Raw genomic sequence first — 17,635 nt, forward strand, 5'->3', positions numbered from 1 at the left:
TCGGACCGTGACCACACTCCTCCCCCTGCTCGCCGGCCTCGGTACCGGGCTCGCGCTCATCGTGGCGATCGGTGTGCAGAACACGTACCTGCTCCGGCTCGCGGTGACCTCGTCGGTACGGGTCGTCGCAGCGGCGGTGGTGGTCTGCGCGCTCTCGGATGCCGTGCTGATCCTCGCGGGGGTGCTCGGCGTCGGGGTCGTGGTCGAGCGGTTCCCGGTGGCGCTCGTGGTGATCCGCTTCGTCGGTGCGGCGTTCCTGGTGACCTACGGGGTGCTCGCGGCTCGGCGGGCGCTGTGGCCGTCCGGCGCGGCGATGCGGGTGGAGTCGGCGGCGGCGGACGACAGCGTGCCGGTGGCGACCGCGGCGGTGGGACCGGCCACCCCGGCGACGGTGGGTGCGGGGCGGACGCGAACCGCGCCTCCAGTGCCAGGACGGACCGACCGCGCCGTCACCCTGCGGACGGCCGTCGTGACGATGCTCCTGTTCACGTGGGCCAACCCGCACGTCTACCTGGACACGCTCGTGTTCCTCGGGTCCGTCGCGAACCAGCAGGGGCCGGCGGAGCGGTGGTGGTGGACGGTGGGGGCGGTCCTCGCGAGTTGCCTGTGGTTCGGCGCGCTCGGGTTCGGCGGACGGCTGCTGCGACCGTTGTTCGCGAAGCCGCTGACGTGGCGCGTCTTCGACGGGCTCGTCGCGCTCGTCATGCTCGGGTTCGGCGCGGCGCTCGCACTGGGCGCCTGACGCGGCGCGCGGCGGGTGGCCGCGCCCACGACCGCGTGGAACCACGTTTCCGACACGAAACCAGCCCCCGCGCGTGGTTCGGTGTCGGAAACGTGGTTCGACCCGCCCGCCAGCGCCAGCGCCAGCGCCAGAGCGCGCGCACGCCCTACTGCAGGCCCTTGCCCACCCGGCTGTTGCGACGGCTGTACCCGAAGTAGATCGCGAACCCGACCACGAGCCAGATGACGAACCGGAGCCACGTCTCGACCTCGAGGTTCAACATCAACCAGAAGCACAGCACCGCCGAGACGATCGGCAGCACCGGCGACCACGGCACCCGGAAGGCACGCGGCGCGTCCGGCCGCGAACGACGGAGCACGATGATCCCGATCGACACGAGAACGAACGCGGACAGGGTGCCGATGTTGATCATGCCCTCGAGCTTGTCGACCGCGGTGAAGCCGGCGAGCAGCGCGACGACGACACCCGCGACGACCTGCACGCGCACCGGCGTCTGCGTCTTCTCGTTCGTCTTCGAGAACCAGCGCGGCAGCAGGCCGTCACGGCTCATCGCGAAGACGATGCGGGACAGGCCGAGCAGCAGCACCATGACGACCGTGGTCAGACCGATCAGGGAGCCGATCGCGATGATGCCGGCGGCCCACGGCAGCCCGACGATGTCGAAGGCCGATGCCAGCGACGGCGTCTTCTCCTCGGCCAGGCGCTGGTACGACACCATGCCCGTGATGACGACGCTGACGCCGACGTAGAGCAGCGTCACGATGCCGAGGCCGATGAAGATGCCGCGCGGCAGGGTCTTCTGCGGGTTCTCGGTCTCCTCGGCGCTGGTCGCGACGACGTCGAAGCCGATGAACGCGAAGAACACGAGGGAGGCCGCGGCGAGCAGGCCGAAGACGCCGTACTGGGCGGGCTCCGAGCCGGTGAACCAGGACACGAGCGACTGGGTCCAGACGCTCCCCTCCGAGCCGCGGGCGGGCGACGCCGGCGGGATGAAGGGGGTGAAGTTCGCGGCCTTGACGAAGAACGCACCGGCGACGATGACGAACACGACGATGGCGACCTTGATGACCGTGATGACGGCCGAGACCCGCGACGACAGGCGGGTGCCGAACGCGAGCAGCACCGTGAAGATGCCGACGATCAGGACCGGGCCCCAGGTGAACGGGATCGGCCCGAGCTGGATCGTGCTCGGCAGGTCGACGCCGAACACCTCGAACGCGGTGCTGAGGTAGATGCCCCAGTACTTCGCGATGACGGCGCTGGCGGTGAGGGTCTCGAGGATGAGGTCCCACCCGACGATCCAGGCGAGCAGCTCGCCCATCGTGGCGTAGGTGAACGTGTACGCGGAGCCGGCGACGGGGATCGTCGAGGCGAACTCGGCGTAGCACATGATCGCGAGGCCGCAGGTGACGGCGGCGAGCAGGAACGAGATGATGACGCCGGGTCCGGCGAAGTTCGCGGCGGCGTTCGCACCGACCGAGAAGATGCCGGCGCCGACGGCGACCGCGATCCCCATCGCGGCGATGTCGAACGTCTTCAGGGAGCGTTTCAGGGACCGGCCCTGCTCCTCGGAGTCGGCCAGTGAGGCCTCGATCGACTTGATGCGGAGCTTCTGTGCCATGGGGTGGATCCCGTCATCGGCTGGCGGCGGACCCCGCGACATTACTGGTGTACCACCCCGACACGCAAACACCGCGGACGGGCGTGGCCCGGCAGCGCGGCCTGCGACAGCGCGTGGTCCGGGGCCCGGGAGGCGCGGCTCGGCTCAGACAGACCGGCGCCAGTCCGACAGGAACCGCGCTCCGGCGTCGTCGTGGATCACGCCGTCGGGTGCCGTGAGCACCGGGTAGGGCGTCGCCGGGACCCCGTCGGACGGGCGGACGTCGACGTGCGCCACCTCGTGGCCGTTCGCGTGCAGCCAGTCCGCCATCGCGTAGTCGCTCCGGGAGTCGCCCATCGTCCGCCACGCCAGGGGCAGCTCGCCGTCCTGCGCGAGGAGCTCGAGCGACCGCTCCGCGCCCATGTCCTTGCCGCTGCGGTCGGACTCGACGTCGGTCGAGATGATCGTCGGGTCGATGCGCCACTGCACGGCACCGTCCGCGTCGGGGCGGACGTCGTCGAGCCGGCGGACCCCGAGCCCGCGACGCTGGAGTGCGGCCATGGCCTTCGCGTCGAACTCCGGCTGGCGGGCGAGGTACGTCGCGTTCGGCACCTCGACGCGCTGCTCGATCGAGACCATCGCGCGCTTCGTCTCGTCGAAGAAGACCAGGTCGGCGTACTCGTCGCGGACGAGCTCGCGCATCTCGTCGGCGTAGTCCCGCGGCAGCGCCAGGTCCTCGGCGACGGTCAGCTCGCCCATGCCGCCCTCGTACTGCGGGCCGATCGAGCACCAGACGGCGCCCTTCTCGCACACGGCGTGCACCCGGCCGCCCGCCGCGAGACCGCCGGCGAGCAGGGGTCCGACGACCTCCTGCCGGATGAAGGCGTCGCTCCGCCCCGTGTTGAACACGACGGGGATCCCCTCGGCCGCGAGCGCGACGAGGTCCTCGATGATGCTCGGGATCGCGATGGTGCGCGAGACGGGGCTGGCGATGGGCCCGTCGACGTCGAGCAGGAGTCCGAGGCGAGGTGCGTTCACGACGACCATCCTTGCAGCCCCGGTGGTCAGCGCCGTGCGGCCGTCCGCGCGGTGAAGCGGTCGAGCAGCTGGCCGAGGGCCTCGGGTGCGGGCACGTGTCCCTGCCCCGGTACCTCGGCGTACTCCGACCCCGGGACGGCCTCGACGACCGCCCGGGCCGCCTGCCGCATCCACTCGAGGCCGTCGCCGCCGGCCGCGACGAGGACGGGCACGCCCACGGCTGCGGCCACCCGCTCGGGGATCGCGAGACCGTTGAGGACCCGGACGTCACGGCTCAACACGTGCGCGTCGACGACGAGGGATCGCCACAACGCACCCTTCAGCCGGAGTGCGGTGATCTGGCCCATGGGGACGCCGAGAACGTGCGCGAGGAACGCGCGGACGGCCTGGGCGCGACGTCCGACCGCGACGTGCTCGTCGAGGACGTCCGCGAAGACGACGTCGTCGGCGTGCGGATCGACGGTGGCGCGGTATGGCGGTTCCCAGAGCACGGCGGCGTCGAGTCGGACGCCGCCCGCGAGGCCGTGCAGCACCACGCCCGCGCCCACGCAGAGGCCGACCGCCGTGACGGGACCCTCGACGTCGGCGACGACGGCCGCGAGGTCCTCGACCTCTCGCTCGATCGCCCACGGGTCGGTGTCGCCGCTCGCGCCGCGGCCGCGTCGGTCGTAGGTGATGACCCGGTAGCGGTCCTGCAGGGCCGCGGTCAGGCCGGTGACGAACGGGGTGCCGTGGTGGTCGAACGCCCCGCCGACGACGACGAGCGCGGGGCCGGTCCCGGCGTCGGACACGGCGAGCACCGTGCCGTCCGCGGAGACGACCGTGCGGTCGACGTGCTGGTCCATGGGGTCCTCGAAGGTGGGTCGACCGCGGTGCGCCGCTGGCGCGCGTGGGGTCCTTCGGGTCTGGTCCTTGGCGGGTCGGTTGTGTCGAGCATGACAGCCCCGTGCCCCCGCGTCGACACCCGCAACCAGGGGGAGAACACCGGTCCGGCCGCTCTCGACTCAGACCAGTGCCGTCGTCCCCACCGACTCCCGCTCGAGCAGGGACCGCTTCACGTCGAGCCCCCACGCGAAGCCGCCGAGCGTGCCGTCGGTCCGCAGCACACGGTGGCACGGCACGAACAGCGCCGGGGCGTTCCGCGCACACACGCTCGCCGCGGCCCGGACGGCGTCGGGTCGCCCCATCGCCGCGGCGAACCCGGTGTAGGTCAACGTCCCGCCGGCGGGGATCAGTCGGAGCTGCCGCCAGCCCTCGGCGAAGAGCTCGGTGCCGAACTGACGCACCGGCACCTGCATCGCGTGCTCGACCTCGCCCGCGTAGAACGCGTCGACGGCGTCCGCCGAGGCCACCCGCCCGTCCACCACGCGTTCCGGCCGGTGCCGGTCGGCGAGGCGCGCGAGGATGCGCTCCGCGTCGTCCGTCCAGCCCGAGGCGAGGACACGGCCCTCGGTGTCCTCGAGCACGGTGAAGGGGCCGTCGGGGGTGTCCAGCGTCTGGATCGTCGCATCGGTCATCGTTCGTCCTTCCGGGCGGCCGGAGCCGCGGTCGTGTGGGTCGCACCGGTCGTCGCCGTCGCGCGGTCGATGATCGGTCGCCAGCAGTGCATCGTGAGGTAGCTCCGCCACGGCGCCACCTGCTCCGACCATAGGGAGAGCTCGCGCGCCGAACCGGGCAGACCGAGTTCCTGTGCACCGTTGCGCACGGCGAGGTCGCTGTGGAGGAAGACGTCCGGGTGGTGGCGGACCCGGAGCGCCACGTAGTCGGCGGTCCAGGGCCCGATGCCCTTCACCGCGAGGAGTCCGGCGCGCAGCTCGTCGAGCGACTGCCCGCCGTCGACCACGAGCGACCCGTCGGCGAGCGCGGCGGCCACCCGGAGGATCGTGTCGACGCGGGCAGCCGGGCCACGGAGCACCTCGTGCCCGCGGGCCGCGATGACGGCGGCGGACGGGAACAGCAGGCCGCCCGGCGCGATCGCGGACGGCACGGGCGCACCGAGCGCCGCGACCAACCGTGTCTGCGCCGTCCGGGCCGCCGCGACGGACACCTGCTGGCCGATGAGGGTCCGGAACACGATCTCGTGCGGGTCCACGGCGCCGGGCAGCCGGATGCCGGGGACCCGGGCGACGGCGTCGGCCAGCTGGGGCACCGCGCCGAGCACGGCGTCGACGGCTTCCGGATCGGCGTCGAGGTCGAAGTACGAGCGCACCCGCGCCACGAGCGTCGGGAGGTCGGAGAGGTCCGTGACCCGCACGCGCAGGTCGATCCCGGTCCCCCGCCCGGCCACCCCGGGGACGGCGGCCGAGGCGCTGAACCAGGCCGCGCCTCCTGGCAGGTCGAGCACCCGTCCGTACGACGTGACCCGCCCGGTGTCGTCGACCTCCACCTGCTCCGTGCCCGCCAGGGCGTGCAGCGCGTGCCAGTCGAGGAGCCCCTGCGCGTCGAACGGCGCGCGCGCCGGCAGGTGCACGTGCAGCGCTCCGTCCGCGACCGGTCGGAGCGTACGGCGTGCGCGGAGCTCGGTCGGCGTGACCGCGAAGACCTCGCGCACGGTCTCGTTGAACTGGCGGACGCTCGCGAACCCGGCGGCGAACGCGACGTCCGCGACGGGCAGGTCGGACGAGGTGAGCAGCGTCCGCGCGGTCTGCGCGCGGTGCGCCCGGCTGAGCGCCTTGGGCCCGGCACCGAGCTCGGCGGTCATGATGCGGTTGAGCTGCCGCTCGGAGTACCCGACGCGGGCGGCGAGGCCGGGCACGCCGTCGCGTTCGACGACGCCGTCGAGGACGAGGCGCATGGCGCGTCCGGCGACGTCCTCGCGGAGGTCCCACTCGGGGCTGCCCGGTGTCGCCTCGGGCAGGCAGCGCTTGCAGGCGCGGAAGCCGGCGAGGTGCGCGGCGGCACTGGTGCGGTAGAAGGTGACGCCGGACTCCCGGGGCGTCCGGGCCGGGCACGAGGGGCGGCAGTAGATGCCGGTGGAGTGCACGGCGGTGACGAACTGCCCGTCGAACCGGGCATCGCGGGAGGCGACGACCCGGTAGCGCTCGGCGTGCAGTGCGTCTGGTGCGGTGGACATGCCCACAGCCTGACACGGCTCACCGACATCGACTGGCGGAAATCAGACAGGGCAGCGGACGTCCGTCAGTGCGGGAACGGCGGCCTGGAGGCGCGGCTAGCGTGGGGTGGGTGACCGACGTGGACGACGTGGCCGGCTCCGGCGACCTGCCCTGCCGGACCGACGTCGAGATCGCGCTGCTGCTGGTGTCCCGGCGGCACCGGTACGAGGGGCGACCGGCGGACGGGGCGCTGCCCGCCGTGGACGGCGAGCCGGACGACCTGCGCGAGCGCGTCGAGCTGCGCGCGGGCCTCGGGATCGTCGGCGACCGGTACTTCGCGTCGCGGGCGCACGTGCACGCCTCGGTGACCGTGATCGGTCTCGAGGGGCTCGACGCCGTCGCCGCCGAACTCGGTGCGGCCGTCGACCCGGTCGCGACCCGGCGGAACGTGTTCCTCCGCGGGGTGGACGTCGAGGCGCTCCGGGGCCAGCCGTTCGCCCTGCAGAGCACGGGTCACGAGCCGGTGCTCTTCCGCGGATACCGGCCGGCGAACCCGTGCGCCTGGATGGACCACGAGGTTGCCCCGGGGGCGTTCCGGGCGATGCGCGGACGGGGCGGGGTGCGGTGCGACCCGGAGTCCGACGGCGTCCTCGCCCTCGGTCCCGCGGTGCTCCGCACGGCCCGCCCCGTCGCGCTCCCCTGACGCGCGGCGGACGGCACCCCCGTGCGGCGAGACTCGGCTCCGCGGACACGTTCGCGGCGTCGGCGCCCGCGAAGTGTCCGCCGAGCCGAGACTCGGCCCAGCCAGCTAGGCGGTCAGTGCGGACTCGATCGCGTCGACGAACGCCGGCAGGTCGTCCGGGTTCCGCGAGGTGATGAGCCCGCCGTCGACCTGGACCTCCTGGTCGACCCACTCGGCCCCGGCGTTCCGCACGTCGGTCTGCAGCGACGGGAACGACGTGATCGTCTTCCCCGACACGACACCGGCCTCGATGAGGGTCCATGGCCCGTGGCAGATCGCGGCGACGGGCTTGCCGGCCTCCGCGAATGCCTGCACGAGGGAGACCGCCTGCTGGTCGGTGCGGAGGGTGTCGGCGTTGATCGTGCCCCCGGGGACGACGAGCGCGTCGAACGAGCCGGCGTTGACACCGGCGATGGTGGTGTCCGGGTCGACGTTCTTGCCCGGGTCCTTGTCGCCGACGAGGGTCGCGATCGCCCCGGTCTCCTGCGCCGCCACCGTCACGGTCGCGCCGCGCTCGCGGAGCTGGTCGATCGGGACGAGGATCTCGTCCTGCTCCACACCGTAGTTCGTCGCGATGACGAGGATCTTCTTGCCGTCGAGTGCTGCCATGGTCGTTCCTTCCGCGGCCCGGTCGTTCCGGCCGCACGACCAGCGTCGTCGGGGAGCGCTGGAAGCGTCCGCAGGTGGACAGCCGTGGGCGGCGGTCGGGTCAGCCGCGGATGCGGAAGGCCGTTCCCTCGCGCTCCACGGAGATGCCGTCGTAGCCGCCCACCCGGTACAGCCCCGCGGTGACGTCGGCCTCGAGCGTCCCCACGACGACCGTGGTCGCCCCGGAGGCGATGGCGGCCTCGAGCCCGGCGGGTGCGTCCTCGAACGCGACACAGTCGGCGGCGTCGACACCGAGCAGCGCCGCACCGCGCAGGTAGCCGTCCGGATGCGGCTTGCCGTGCTCGACGTCCTCGGAGGCGACGAGCGCCTCGGGCACGTGCACCCCGGCGGCCTGCATCCGCTCCACCGCGAGGTCGCGGGGCGCACTCGTGACGATCGCGACCGGCACCCCGGCGTCGACCAGGCGGGACACGAATGCCCCGGCGCCCGGGACCTCCGAGATGCCCTCGGTGCTCTCGCGCTCCTCGGCGACGAGCCCGGCGGCGATCCGCAGCTGCTCGTCGTGGTCGAGGTCGGGCAGGAAGCGCTGGATCGTGCTGATCGCCTGGCGGCCGTGCGAGAAGGCGAGGATCTCCGCGGGGTCGATGCCGTGCTCGACGCCGAACCGGGTCCAGGTCGCCTCGACCACCGCGGTCGAGTCGACGAGCGTCCCGTCCATGTCGAAGAGGACCCCGGACGCCACGATGTCGATCACGCGCCCGACCCTAGCGTGCCGCCCCGGTCACTCGCCGGGGTCCGGCGCGCGGTGCCGGTCACTCGCCGGGGTCCGGCGCGTGGTGCCGGTCACTCGCCGGGGTCCGGCGCCCGCACGTACCGGGTGAGCAGCACACCGTCACGCCCGAGGAGCACGTGGGCCGGCCGGAAGCGCCGGAGGTCGGGCGAACCGCCGCGGGTGATGCGCGGGCCGGCACCACCCTCGAGCGACGGGTCGACCGTCAGCGTGAGTTCGTCCACGAGGTCCGCCGCCACGAGCGCCCCGAAGAACGTCGGTCCGCCCTCGCAGTGCACCGTGCCGAGGCCGCGCGTCACCAGGGCGTCCCGCAGGGCGACGGGGTCGACCGTGTCCGGGTCGTCGTCGGAGCTGCACGGCACGACGTCCGCGACCGCCGCGAGCGCCGCGGCTCGGGGCGACGACGCTGCGGTCGTCGAGGTGAGGACGATCGGACGCACCGGCGCCTCGGTGAACACCCGGGACGCCGGGTCGAGGGACAGCGAGCCCGAGACGATCGCGAACACCGGGTGGTCGGGCAGCCCGTGTGCCCGCCGCCAGGCCACGTCGGCGTCGTGCAGCACCATCGGCCCGTAGCCCTCGTCACGGACGGTCCCGGCGGCGACCAGCACCGCGTCGGCCACCCGGCGCAGCAGGTCGAACACGCGCAGGTCGTCCGGCCCGCCGAGCGATCCCGAGACCCCGTCACCCGCAGCCGTCGCCGAGCCGTCGAGCGTCGTCACGAAGTTCACCCGCAGCCAGGGTGCGACCGCCCCCGCCGTGTACAGCGCGAGCAGCTCGTCGTCGGACAGGTCGGCGATCGACGGCGGGAGGACGCTCACGTGTTGTGCCGCGCTTCCACCGGTGCCCGCCAGCCGAGCGTCGCCTCGACCATGCGCATCGCGTCCACGCTCTCGGCGACGTCGTGCATCCGGACGATCCGCGCGCCGAGCATCGCGCTCACGGTCGCGACCGCCAACGACCCGGCCAGTCGCTCACCGCGGGGACGCCCGAGGGACTCCCCCACGAAGTCCTTGTTCGAGACCGCCGCGAGCACCGGGTAGCCGAGCGCGACCACCTCGGGCAGGCGTCGGGTGAGCTCGAGCGTGTGCACCGTGTTCTTGTTGAGGTCGTGCCCCGGGTCGACGATGATCCGCGACTCCGGGATGCCGGCCGCGAGGGCCCGGTCGACCCGCTCGCGCAGGAACCCGACGACCTCGGTCGTCACGTCGCCGTACTGCGGCGGGGCCGGCAGCGGACGACGGGGCTCCGCCAGCGAGTGCGTGATCACGATCGTCGCGTCGGAGTCCGCCACGACGGCCGCCATCCGAGGGTCGGACAGCCCGGTCGTGTCGTTCACCACGCTCGCACCGGCCTCGATCGCCGCCGCGGCGACCTCGGGCCGGAAAGTGTCGACGCTGATCGTCACGTCGGACTCCTGCGCGAGCTGCCGGACGACGGGCACGACGCGGTCGATCTCGTCGGCCGCGGGCAGCTCCGGCCCCGGCGCGAACTTCACGCCGCCGATGTCGACCCAGTCCGCGCCCTGCTCGGCCGCGTGCACGGCGGCCTCGACGGCACGGTCGAGTGCGAAGGTCGCGCCGCGGTCGTGGAACGAGTCGGGCGTGCGGTTCACGATCGCCATGACGGCGATGCGGTGGTCGAAGTCGACGGTCCGGCGGCCGATGGTGCGCACGGGCTCGCGCAGGTCGGGGACGACCCACCCGGGTGCGGTGGCAGCAGGGCCCTGGCGCGCCCCGCCTCGCTCGGTCGTCACGCGTCCGCCCCGCGGCCGGCTCCGACGTCCGCGCCTGCACCTGCACCGATCAGGGCGATCGCCTCGGCCCGTCCGGCGGCCTCCGCCAGGGTGCCGGTCGCCGCCACGGTCACGGTCGTCGACCCGGTCTGCCGCTCCCCACGGGTCGTCACGCACTGGTGCTGCGCGTCGAGGACCACGAGGACGCCGGCTGCCCCGAGCCCCTCGGCGATGGTCGCCGCGACCTGCTCGCCGAGCCGCTCCTGCAGCTGCGGACGGGAGGCCACCGCGTCGAGCACGCGCGACAGCGTGCCGAGGCCGATGAGCCGGTCCCCCGGCGCGTACGCGAGGTGCGCCACACCGAGGAACGGGAGCAGGTGGTGCTCGCACACGGACCGGAACTTCACGTCGCGCACGATGACGAGCTGCCCGCGGTCGCCCGGTTCGGCGTGGACCGTGCCGTCGCGGGCGATCGCCACCGCGTCCGTCCCGATGCCGGAGAAGAACTCGGCGTACGACTCGGCCACACGAGCGGGTGTGCGGGCGAGCTCCGCGCGGTCGGGATCCTCGCCGATCGCGAGCAGGAGCTCCCGCACGGCGGACTCGATGCGCGCACGGTCCAGACGTTGGTTCACCCGTCCATCCAACACCAGCCCTGGCCGCAGAACGCGACCGGCCACCGGGCGTGACGTACCCCGTCGAGGCGAGCCGCGCCTCCAGGAAATCCCCTGGAAGGAAGCTGTGACGTGCCGGAAACCCAGCGCCCTTTAAGCTTGTTCGGTGAGCGCCCCGCAGACCGACACCACGCCCCGGAACCGCTTCGCGACCGGCCTCGACCGCTTCTTCTCCATCACGCACCGCGGATCGACGATCCCCCGCGAGATCCGGGGCGGCCTCGTCTCCTTCGTGACGATGGCCTACATCGTCATCCTCAACCCGCTCATCCTCGGCGGGTTCAGCCAGGACCAGGCACCGCAGGACGTCCTCGGCGGCTGGCTGCAGAACGCCCAGGTCGCCGCGGCCACCGGACTCGTCGCCGGGCTCATGACGATCGCGATGGGCCTCATCGCGAACCTGCCGTTCGGCATCGCCGCGGGGCTCGGGATCAACTCGTTCCTCGCCGTCAGCGTCGTGCACCAGGTCACCTGGGCCGAGGCGATGGGCCTCGTCGTCATCAACGGCGTCGTGATCGTGATCCTGGCGTTGACGGGCATCCGGACGATGATCTTCACGGCCGTGCCCGCGCAGCTCAAGGCGGCCATCACCGTCGGCATCGGCCTGTTCATCGCGTTCATCGGCCTGGTCGACTCCGGGTTCGTCCGCACCACGAAGAACGCCTCCCCGCCGCTGCAGCTCGGCGAGGACGGCTCCATCGCAGCACTGCCGACCATCGTCTTCCTGATCGGCCTCGTCATCATCGGCACGCTGATGGCCCGCAAGGTCCGGGGTGCCCTGCTCATCGGCATCGTGGCGACCACGGTCATCGCGATCATCCTGCAGGCGATCTTCAAGGTACCGACCTCGGTCGACTCGCCCACCGGCTGGAACCTCAACGCGCCGGGGCTGCCCTCCGCGCTGTTCGCCGTGCCCGACCTGTCGCTCGTCGGCCACGCGGACGTCTTCGGCGCCTTCACCCGCATCGGCCCCATCGCCGCGTCGATGCTCGTCTTCACCCTCGTCTTCACGAACTTCTTCGACGCCATGGGCACGATGACCGGCCTCGCGAAGGCCGCCGGTGTCGCGAACCCCGACGGCACCTTCCCGCGCCTGAAGTCGGCGCTCGTCGTCGAGGGTGCCGGTGCCATCGCCGGTGGTGGCGCCTCGGTGTCGTCGAACACCGTGTTCATCGACTCCGCCGCCGGCATCGGTGAGGGCGCCCGGACCGGCATGGCCTCCGTCGTCACCGGCCTGCTGTTCCTGGCGTCGATGTTCCTCACGCCGCTCACGCAGGTCGTGCCGCTCGAGGTCGCAGCCGCCGGGCTCGTGGTCGTCGGTGCGCTCATGGTGGCGCAGGTGAAGGACATCGACTGGACCGACTTCGGGGCGGCGCTGCCGGCGTTCCTGACGATCGTGATCATGCCGCTGACCTACTCGATCGCGAACGGCATCGGTGCAGGGTTCATCAGCTGGGTGCTCATCAAGCTGCTGTCCGGTCGTGGCCGTCAGGTGTCGTGGCTGCTGTACGTCGTGGCGGCGGGCTTCCTGCTGTACTTCGCGCGGGGGCCGCTCGAGGTGCTGCTCGGCGTCGGCTGAGGCGGGCGCGGGCGCGGACGCGCTGCGCGGCGCGCTTGCGTTCGCTCGCTGCGTTCGCGTTTCGCACAACGAAAGTCGCCCCGAACCACGGACAGTCGTGGTTCGGGGCGACTTGCGTTGTGCGCGGGCACCGGGCCCGGGAGGCGCGGCCTCAGTCCGCCAGGTCGGCCGGCGTCGCCTCGTGGTGGCGTCGGCCCCGGGAGCGCCGGTCCTCCTTCATGCCCGCCTCGAACAGGTGCTTCCGTCCCCGCACGAGCTCGTCCCGCGCGGTCCGTTCGAGCTCCTTCGCGAGCGCGTAGTACCCGTCGTCGTAGTCCTCGACGACCTGGAACGTCCACCGGCCGGCGATGACGTTGCGTCCGACGAGCTCCGAGTCGATGCGGTCCGCCAGCTCGGTGTGGCCCGCGTCCCGGAGCTGCTCCACGGCCTCGCCGAGGTTCAGGTCCGCCATCCCGGTCAGCCGGTGGAAGCCGTAGAGCAGTCCGCGGGCGTGCTCGATCACCTCGACCGCTGCCGACAGGGTGCCGAGCGCCTCGACCGTGGCGTCCGAGACCCCCTCGGGCACGCGGTGCTGCTCGTCGGGGCCCTGTGCGTCGTCGTGTGGTGCGTCGTTCGTCATGGGTCCCGTCTACCGGACCGCTGCTCCCACCGCTCCGAGGTGCCGGGGGTCGGCCGGGGGCGGTACGGTTCGGGCATGACCAGGTGGGTCGCGCTGCTGCGCGGGGTGAACGTCAACGGGATCACGATCAGGAGCGCCGAACTCGCGGCGTTGTTCCGGGAACGCGGGTACCAGGACGTCCGGACCGTCCTCGCCTCCGGGAACGTGGTGTTCGGCTCGGACGGCACGGCCGCCGCCCTGAAGACCGACATCGAGCAGTCGCTCCGGGACCGCTTCGGCTACGACGCCTGGATCGTGCTCGTCCCCCACGACGAGCTCGCCGCCGTCGTGGACGGCTTCCCGTTCCCCGCCGCCGAGGACCGCCACGACTACGTCGTGTTCGGCTCCGACGAGGACGCCCTCGACGACCTGCTGGCCGACCTCGAGGTCGACGAGTCCGTCGAGCGCGTTGCCCGGGGTGCGGGAGTCGTCTACTGGTCGTGCCCGAAGGGGTCGAGCACGGACACGGTGTTCGCCAAGCGGGCCGGTGCCGCACGCTTCAAGCGGACGACGACGACCCGCAACGCGAAAACGCTCCGGAAGCTCCTGTGAGCCGGGGTGGTCTGCACCACGTCGAACTGCGCACCGCCGACCTCGACGCGTCCGGTCCCGCGTGGGACTGGCTCCTGACCGAGCTCGGCCACGAGCCCTTCCAGCGCTGGCCCGACGGGCGGAGCTGGCGGCTCGGCGACCTGTACGTCGTGCTCGAGACCGCTCCGCTGCCGGGCGAGCACGATCGACGACGCCCGGGCCTGAGCCACCTCGCGTTCCACGCCGGTGGCACCGACGACGTGGCCCGGATCTGGGCGGCCGCGCCCGCGCACGGATGGCGACGCCTCTACGAGGACCGCCATCCGCACGCCGGCGGGCCGGACCACCACGCGGCGTTCCTCGAGGACGCCGAACGGTTCAAGGTCGAACTCGTCGCCGACTGAGCGGCGACGACCGGCCGCGGACGTCCACGGTCAGGACTGCGGCGGCTGCCCGTTGCTCGCGGTGGTGCCACCGTCGACCGGCAGGATCGCCCCGGTGATGAACGACGCCGCGTCACTCGCCAGGAACAGCACGGCCGCCGCGACCTCGTGCGCACGACCCGCGCGGCCGAGGGCGATCCGCTCCTCGAACTTCTCCTGCAGCTCCTCGTCCTCCGCCTGGTCCTGCGTGAGGTCCGTCCACACGAGCCCCGGCGCCACGGCGTTCACGCGGACGCCGAACTGCCCGTTGTCGAGCGCGGCGGCCTTGGTGAAGTTCGAGACCCCGCCCTTCGCCGCGTTGTAGGGGCTCATCCGCCAGTCCGCGTCCTCGCCGGACACCGACGAGGTGTTCACGATCGACCCCTTCGTGGCCCGGAGGAACGGCAGCGCCGCGCGCGTGCCGTAGAACACGCTGGAGAGGTCCGTCTCGATCACGCGGTGCCACTCGTCCGGCGTGATGTCCGTGATGTCGCCGGAGCTGAAGGTGCCGGCGTTGTTCACGAGCACGTCGATGCGGTCGAACCGCTCGATGGCCGTGTCGACGACCCCCTGCCAGTCGGCCGGGCTCGCGACGTCCGCGTGGAGCGCCACGACCCGGTCGCCCGGCAGACTGTCGCCGACCGCTCGCACCTTCTCGTCGACGCTGTCGGTCAGGACGACGGACGCGCCCTCGTCGACGAACGCCCGCGCCGTCGCCTCGCCGATGCCGGACCCGGCACCCGTGACGATCGCCACCCTGCCCTCGAACCGGTTGCCCATGGTGTCTCCTCTCGTTGCACGATCCGTGCCCGGGGAGACGCCATCGGCCCAGCGGGGCACGGCGAGCCATGGTGCCCGCACCCGCCTGGGCGCGTTCGGAGGGTGTCAGGCGGTCGTGTCGTCCGGCTCCAGGTCGCGGTCGAGCGAGATCGTCGGGATCGACGCCGTGACGACCGATCCGTCGGCACGCAGGGTGCCCTGGATGTCGGCCGTCGTCGGCGCGCGCCCGGACATCCGTGGCCCCTGGTGCGGCAGCGGCACGACGGTCGGCTCGCCGGCGGTGACGTCCCACTGCTGGTTGTGCACCCACGCGGTGAACCCGGAGCCCGTCTCGACCGTGAAGGTCATGGCGTCCTGCTCGAGGTCGACGCGCACACGCGATCCGCGCACCGTCAGGCGGTAGGTGATCCGCTCCCAGTCCTTCGGCAGCCGCGGGTTGAAGGTCATCCGGCCGCCGTGGTCCCGCATGCCGCCGAAGCCGTTCACGACCGCGCCCCAGATGCCGCCCGTCGAGGCGATGTGCACCCCGTCGGTCGTGTTGCCGTGCAGGTCGGCGAGGTCGACGTACAGCGCCGTCTGGAAGTACTGCAGCGCGAGGTCGTGGTAGCCGACCTCGGCCGCCATGATCGACTGCACGACCGCCGACAGCGTGGAGTCGCCCGTCGTGAGGGCGTCGTAGTAGTCGAAGTCGCGACGCTTCTCGGCAGCGGTGAACTCGTGCCCCTGCAGGAACAGCGCGAGCACGACGTCGGCCTGCTTGAGGACCTGGAACCGGTAGATCACCAGCGGGTGGTAGTGGAGCAGCAGCGGGCGCTTGCTCTCGGGGGTGTTGTCGAGGTCCCAGAGTTCCTTGTCGAGGAACTGGGCGTCCTGCGGGTGGATGCCACGGTGCGGGTCGAACGGGATCTCCATCGACTCGGCCGCGTGCTCCCAGTCGGTCACCTCTTGCGCCTGCAGCCCGGTCCGCCGCACCATGCGGTCGTACTCTTCCGGGTCGTCGGCTGCGAGCTCGCGGCAGGCATTCACGGCGAACCACAGGTTCGCCCGGGCCATCACGTTCGTGTAGAGGTTGTCGTCGACGACAGTCGTGTACTCGTCGGGACCGGTGACGCCGTCGATGTGGAACTTCTTGTCGCCGTTCGACCGCCAGAACCCGAGGTCCTCCCACAGGCGGGCGGTCTCGACGAGGATGTCGATCGCACCGCGCTTGAGGAACTCGCGGTCGTCCGAGGCGCGGACGTACTGCATGAGCGCATGCGCGATGTCCGCGTCGATGTGGTACTGCGCGGTGCCGGCGGCGTAGTAGGCGCTGGACTCCTCGCCGTTGATCGTCCGCCAGGGGAACAGCGCGCCGTGCTGGTTCAGCTCGCGGGCGCGGGACCGAGCCGCGTCGAGCATGTTGTAGCGGAACCGCAGGGCGTTCCGGGCGACGATCGGCGCCGTGTACGACAGGAACGGCAGGACGTAGATCTCCATGTCCCAGAAGTAGTGGCCGCCGTACCCGGACCCCGTGACGCCCTTCGCCGCGATGCCGTGCCCGTCGGTCCGGGCCGTGGCCTGCGCGAGCATGAACAGGTTCCACCGGACGGCCTGCTGGAGCGCGGGCTGCCCGACGATCTCGACGTCGCTCCGCGCCCAGAAGTCGTCCATCCACTCGGCCTGCCGCGCGAAGGCCGCGTCGACGGACTCGGCCCGCGAGCGGTCGAGGGTCCGCTCGCAGCGGTCGGCGAGTTCGCGCGCCGGGACCCCGCGGGACGTGTGGTAGACCACGTGCTTCGTCAGGCGGATCGGCTGCCCGGCGCGCGCCTGCACGCGGTAGACGTGCTTCGCCAGGTCGTCCTCGATCGACGAGGACTCGTCCCAGCTGTTCTCGGTCTCGAGGTGGTGCTCGACGCCGACGCAGATCGTCATGCCCGAGCTCGCCGCCTGGTACCCGAGCAGCGAACGGCCGCCGGTGCTGCGCTTGAGCTTCGGCTCGAGCACCCGCTCGGTGAACGCCTCGGCCTTGCGCGGGTCGAACGCGTTCGCCGCCGCACGCATCCCCGCGTGGTACTCGTCCTGCACGTCCTGCCGGTTGAGGATCTGGCTCGACAGCAGGATCGAGGCGTCCGCGTCGAGCACGGTCACCTCGTAGTCGATGACCGCCAGGTGCCGGTCCGTGAACGACACCAGCCGCCGCGACCGGATGAGGACGCGCTTGCCCGAGGGCGTCGACCACTCGGTCTCGCGGAACAGGTACCCGCCCCGGAAGTCGAGCCGCCGGGTGTGCCGGAGGATGTCCGCCTCGGCCAGGACGAGCGGTTCGTCGTCGACGTACAGGCGGATCACCTTGGCGTCGGGCGCGTTGATGATCGTCTGCCCGGTCTTCGCGAAGCCGAAGGCGTCCTCGGCGTGGCGGATCGGCCAGGTCTCGTGGAAACCGTTGATGTACGTGCCGTACTGCACGCCGCCACGACCCTCGTCGAGGTTGCCGCGCAGGCCCAGGTACCCGTTGCCGACGGCGAAGTTCGTCTCGGCGACGCCCTGCTCGTCGGGCGCGTACTCGGTCTCGACGAGGGCCCACTCGTCGATCGGGTAGCGGACGCGGTCCAGCGGGTCGGAGGTGATGGGGTTCATGGTGCTCCGTGGGGAAGGAGGGTGTTCGTGGGGAGGGTCGGGAGGGCCTGGAGGCGCGGATCGCCC

At 72.3% G+C, this 17,635-nt stretch carries 18 protein-coding genes; 5 read left to right on the top strand and 13 right to left on the bottom strand.

Annotated features, from left to right (window positions below; genetic code table 11):
* Positions 1-7: 7 nt before the first annotated feature.
* Positions 8-742, top strand: a complete 735-nt coding sequence (locus tag JSX79_RS07010) for a LysE family transporter (RefSeq protein WP_229085570.1) — start codon at positions 8-10, stop codon at positions 740-742.
* Between the two features lie 145 nt (positions 743-887).
* Here the strand turns inward: JSX79_RS07010 and JSX79_RS07015 are convergent, their stop codons facing one another.
* The 5 genes from JSX79_RS07015 to JSX79_RS07035 all read right to left on the bottom strand — a co-directional run bounded on the left by JSX79_RS07015 (position 888) and on the right by JSX79_RS07035 (position 6,453).
* A complete protein-coding gene (locus tag JSX79_RS07015) occupies positions 888-2,363 on the bottom strand; it encodes an amino acid permease (protein WP_070417635.1) in 1,476 nt (491 codons plus the stop codon).
* Positions 2,364-2,507: 144 nt separating this feature from the next.
* A complete protein-coding gene (locus JSX79_RS07020; RefSeq protein ID WP_070417634.1) occupies positions 2,508-3,389 on the bottom strand; it encodes a hypothetical protein in 882 nt (293 codons plus the stop codon).
* Positions 3,390-3,406: 17 nt separating this feature from the next.
* Positions 3,407-4,225 (bottom strand): alpha/beta fold hydrolase, encoded by an 819-nt coding sequence (locus JSX79_RS07025; RefSeq protein ID WP_229085572.1) that lies wholly within the window; start codon positions 4,223-4,225, stop codon positions 3,407-3,409.
* A gap of 159 nt (positions 4,226-4,384) precedes the next feature.
* Entirely contained in the window at positions 4,385-4,897 is a 513-nt protein-coding gene (locus JSX79_RS07030; protein ID WP_070417632.1) for a methylated-DNA--[protein]-cysteine S-methyltransferase, read from the bottom strand.
* Positions 4,894-6,453, bottom strand: a complete 1,560-nt coding sequence (locus tag JSX79_RS07035) for an AlkA N-terminal domain-containing protein (RefSeq protein ID WP_229085573.1) — start codon at positions 6,451-6,453, stop codon at positions 4,894-4,896. The genes JSX79_RS07030 and JSX79_RS07035 overlap by 4 nt, the downstream gene beginning before the upstream one ends.
* Before the next feature lie 110 nt (positions 6,454-6,563).
* On the opposite strand from JSX79_RS07035, the gene JSX79_RS07040 reads away from it, so the two are divergent.
* Positions 6,564-7,136, top strand: a complete 573-nt coding sequence (locus JSX79_RS07040) for a molybdenum cofactor biosysynthesis protein (RefSeq protein WP_229085574.1) — start codon at positions 6,564-6,566, stop codon at positions 7,134-7,136.
* A gap of 105 nt (positions 7,137-7,241) precedes the next feature.
* Here JSX79_RS07040 and JSX79_RS07045 read toward each other — a convergent pair whose 3' ends face one another.
* The 5 genes from JSX79_RS07045 to folE form a co-directional block, all read right to left on the bottom strand.
* Complete coding sequence (locus JSX79_RS07045; RefSeq protein WP_229085575.1) at positions 7,242-7,784, bottom strand: type 1 glutamine amidotransferase domain-containing protein; 543 nt, start codon at positions 7,782-7,784, stop codon at positions 7,242-7,244.
* Between the two features lie 100 nt (positions 7,785-7,884).
* Positions 7,885-8,538 (bottom strand): HAD-IA family hydrolase, encoded by a 654-nt coding sequence (locus JSX79_RS07050; protein WP_071302454.1) that lies wholly within the window; start codon positions 8,536-8,538, stop codon positions 7,885-7,887.
* An 89-nt stretch (positions 8,539-8,627) separates the two neighbouring features.
* The gene (locus JSX79_RS07055) at positions 8,628-9,395 is read right to left on the bottom strand and encodes a pyrimidine reductase family protein (RefSeq protein ID WP_229085576.1); all 768 of its coding nucleotides are present in this window, start codon (positions 9,393-9,395) and stop codon (positions 8,628-8,630) included.
* Positions 9,392-10,330: a dihydropteroate synthase gene (folP, locus tag JSX79_RS07060; RefSeq protein WP_092385366.1), complete on the bottom strand. Its 939-nt coding sequence runs from the start codon at positions 10,328-10,330 to the stop codon at positions 9,392-9,394. The genes JSX79_RS07055 and folP overlap by 4 nt, the downstream gene beginning before the upstream one ends.
* Positions 10,327-10,944: a GTP cyclohydrolase I gene (folE, locus tag JSX79_RS07065; protein ID WP_229085577.1), complete on the bottom strand. Its 618-nt coding sequence runs from the start codon at positions 10,942-10,944 to the stop codon at positions 10,327-10,329. Before folE ends, folP begins: the two co-directional genes overlap by 4 nt.
* Positions 10,945-11,089: 145 nt before the next feature.
* Here folE and JSX79_RS07070 point away from each other — a divergent pair, with 145 nt between their 5' ends.
* Positions 11,090-12,562: an NCS2 family permease gene (locus tag JSX79_RS07070; protein ID WP_071295179.1), complete on the top strand. Its 1,473-nt coding sequence runs from the start codon at positions 11,090-11,092 to the stop codon at positions 12,560-12,562.
* Positions 12,563-12,713: 151 nt separating this feature from the next.
* Here the strand turns inward: JSX79_RS07070 and JSX79_RS07075 are convergent, their stop codons facing one another.
* The gene (locus JSX79_RS07075) at positions 12,714-13,181 is read right to left on the bottom strand and encodes a hypothetical protein (protein WP_229085578.1); all 468 of its coding nucleotides are present in this window, start codon (positions 13,179-13,181) and stop codon (positions 12,714-12,716) included.
* Between the two features lie 75 nt (positions 13,182-13,256).
* On the opposite strand from JSX79_RS07075, the gene JSX79_RS07080 reads away from it, so the two are divergent.
* Complete coding sequence (locus JSX79_RS07080; protein ID WP_229085579.1) at positions 13,257-13,772, top strand: DUF1697 domain-containing protein; 516 nt, start codon at positions 13,257-13,259, stop codon at positions 13,770-13,772.
* Positions 13,769-14,155 (top strand): VOC family protein, encoded by a 387-nt coding sequence (locus tag JSX79_RS07085; protein WP_070417622.1) that lies wholly within the window; start codon positions 13,769-13,771, stop codon positions 14,153-14,155. Before JSX79_RS07080 ends, JSX79_RS07085 begins: the two co-directional genes overlap by 4 nt.
* A gap of 30 nt (positions 14,156-14,185) precedes the next feature.
* On the opposite strand, the gene JSX79_RS07090 is transcribed toward JSX79_RS07085, so the two are convergent.
* Positions 14,186-14,953, bottom strand: a complete 768-nt coding sequence (locus JSX79_RS07090) for an SDR family NAD(P)-dependent oxidoreductase (RefSeq protein ID WP_229085580.1) — start codon at positions 14,951-14,953, stop codon at positions 14,186-14,188.
* 105 nt (positions 14,954-15,058) lie between these two features.
* Positions 15,059-17,569: a glycoside hydrolase family 65 protein gene (locus tag JSX79_RS07095; RefSeq protein ID WP_229085581.1), complete on the bottom strand. Its 2,511-nt coding sequence runs from the start codon at positions 17,567-17,569 to the stop codon at positions 15,059-15,061.
* Between the last annotated feature and the right edge of the window lie 66 nt (positions 17,570-17,635).

Source organism: Curtobacterium sp. GD1 (genome assembly GCF_020882855.1).
In the GTDB taxonomy this organism is placed as follows: Bacteria; Actinomycetota; Actinomycetes; order Actinomycetales; family Microbacteriaceae; genus Curtobacterium.

Excerpts from the sequence above, each read along its gene's own strand:
- JSX79_RS07020 (WP_070417634.1), bottom strand. The coding sequence starts at position 3,389 with ATGGTCGTCGTGAACGCACCTCGCCTCGGACTCCTGCTCGACGTCGAC.
- JSX79_RS07045 (WP_229085575.1), bottom strand. The coding sequence starts at position 7,784 with ATGGCAGCACTCGACGGCAAGAAGATCCTCGTCATCGCGACGAACTAC.
- JSX79_RS07035 (WP_229085573.1), bottom strand. The coding sequence starts at position 6,453 with ATGTCCACCGCACCAGACGCACTGCACGCCGAGCGCTACCGGGTCGTC.
- JSX79_RS07015 (WP_070417635.1), bottom strand. The coding sequence starts at position 2,363 with ATGGCACAGAAGCTCCGCATCAAGTCGATCGAGGCCTCACTGGCCGAC.
- JSX79_RS07090 (WP_229085580.1), bottom strand. The coding sequence starts at position 14,953 with ATGGGCAACCGGTTCGAGGGCAGGGTGGCGATCGTCACGGGTGCCGGG.
- JSX79_RS07030 (WP_070417632.1), bottom strand. The coding sequence starts at position 4,897 with ATGACCGATGCGACGATCCAGACGCTGGACACCCCCGACGGCCCCTTC.
- JSX79_RS07080 (WP_229085579.1), top strand. The coding sequence starts at position 13,257 with ATGACCAGGTGGGTCGCGCTGCTGCGCGGGGTGAACGTCAACGGGATC.
- JSX79_RS07075 (WP_229085578.1), bottom strand. The coding sequence starts at position 13,181 with ATGACGAACGACGCACCACACGACGACGCACAGGGCCCCGACGAGCAG.
- JSX79_RS07025 (WP_229085572.1), bottom strand. The coding sequence starts at position 4,225 with ATGGACCAGCACGTCGACCGCACGGTCGTCTCCGCGGACGGCACGGTG.
- JSX79_RS07095 (WP_229085581.1), bottom strand. The coding sequence starts at position 17,569 with ATGAACCCCATCACCTCCGACCCGCTGGACCGCGTCCGCTACCCGATC.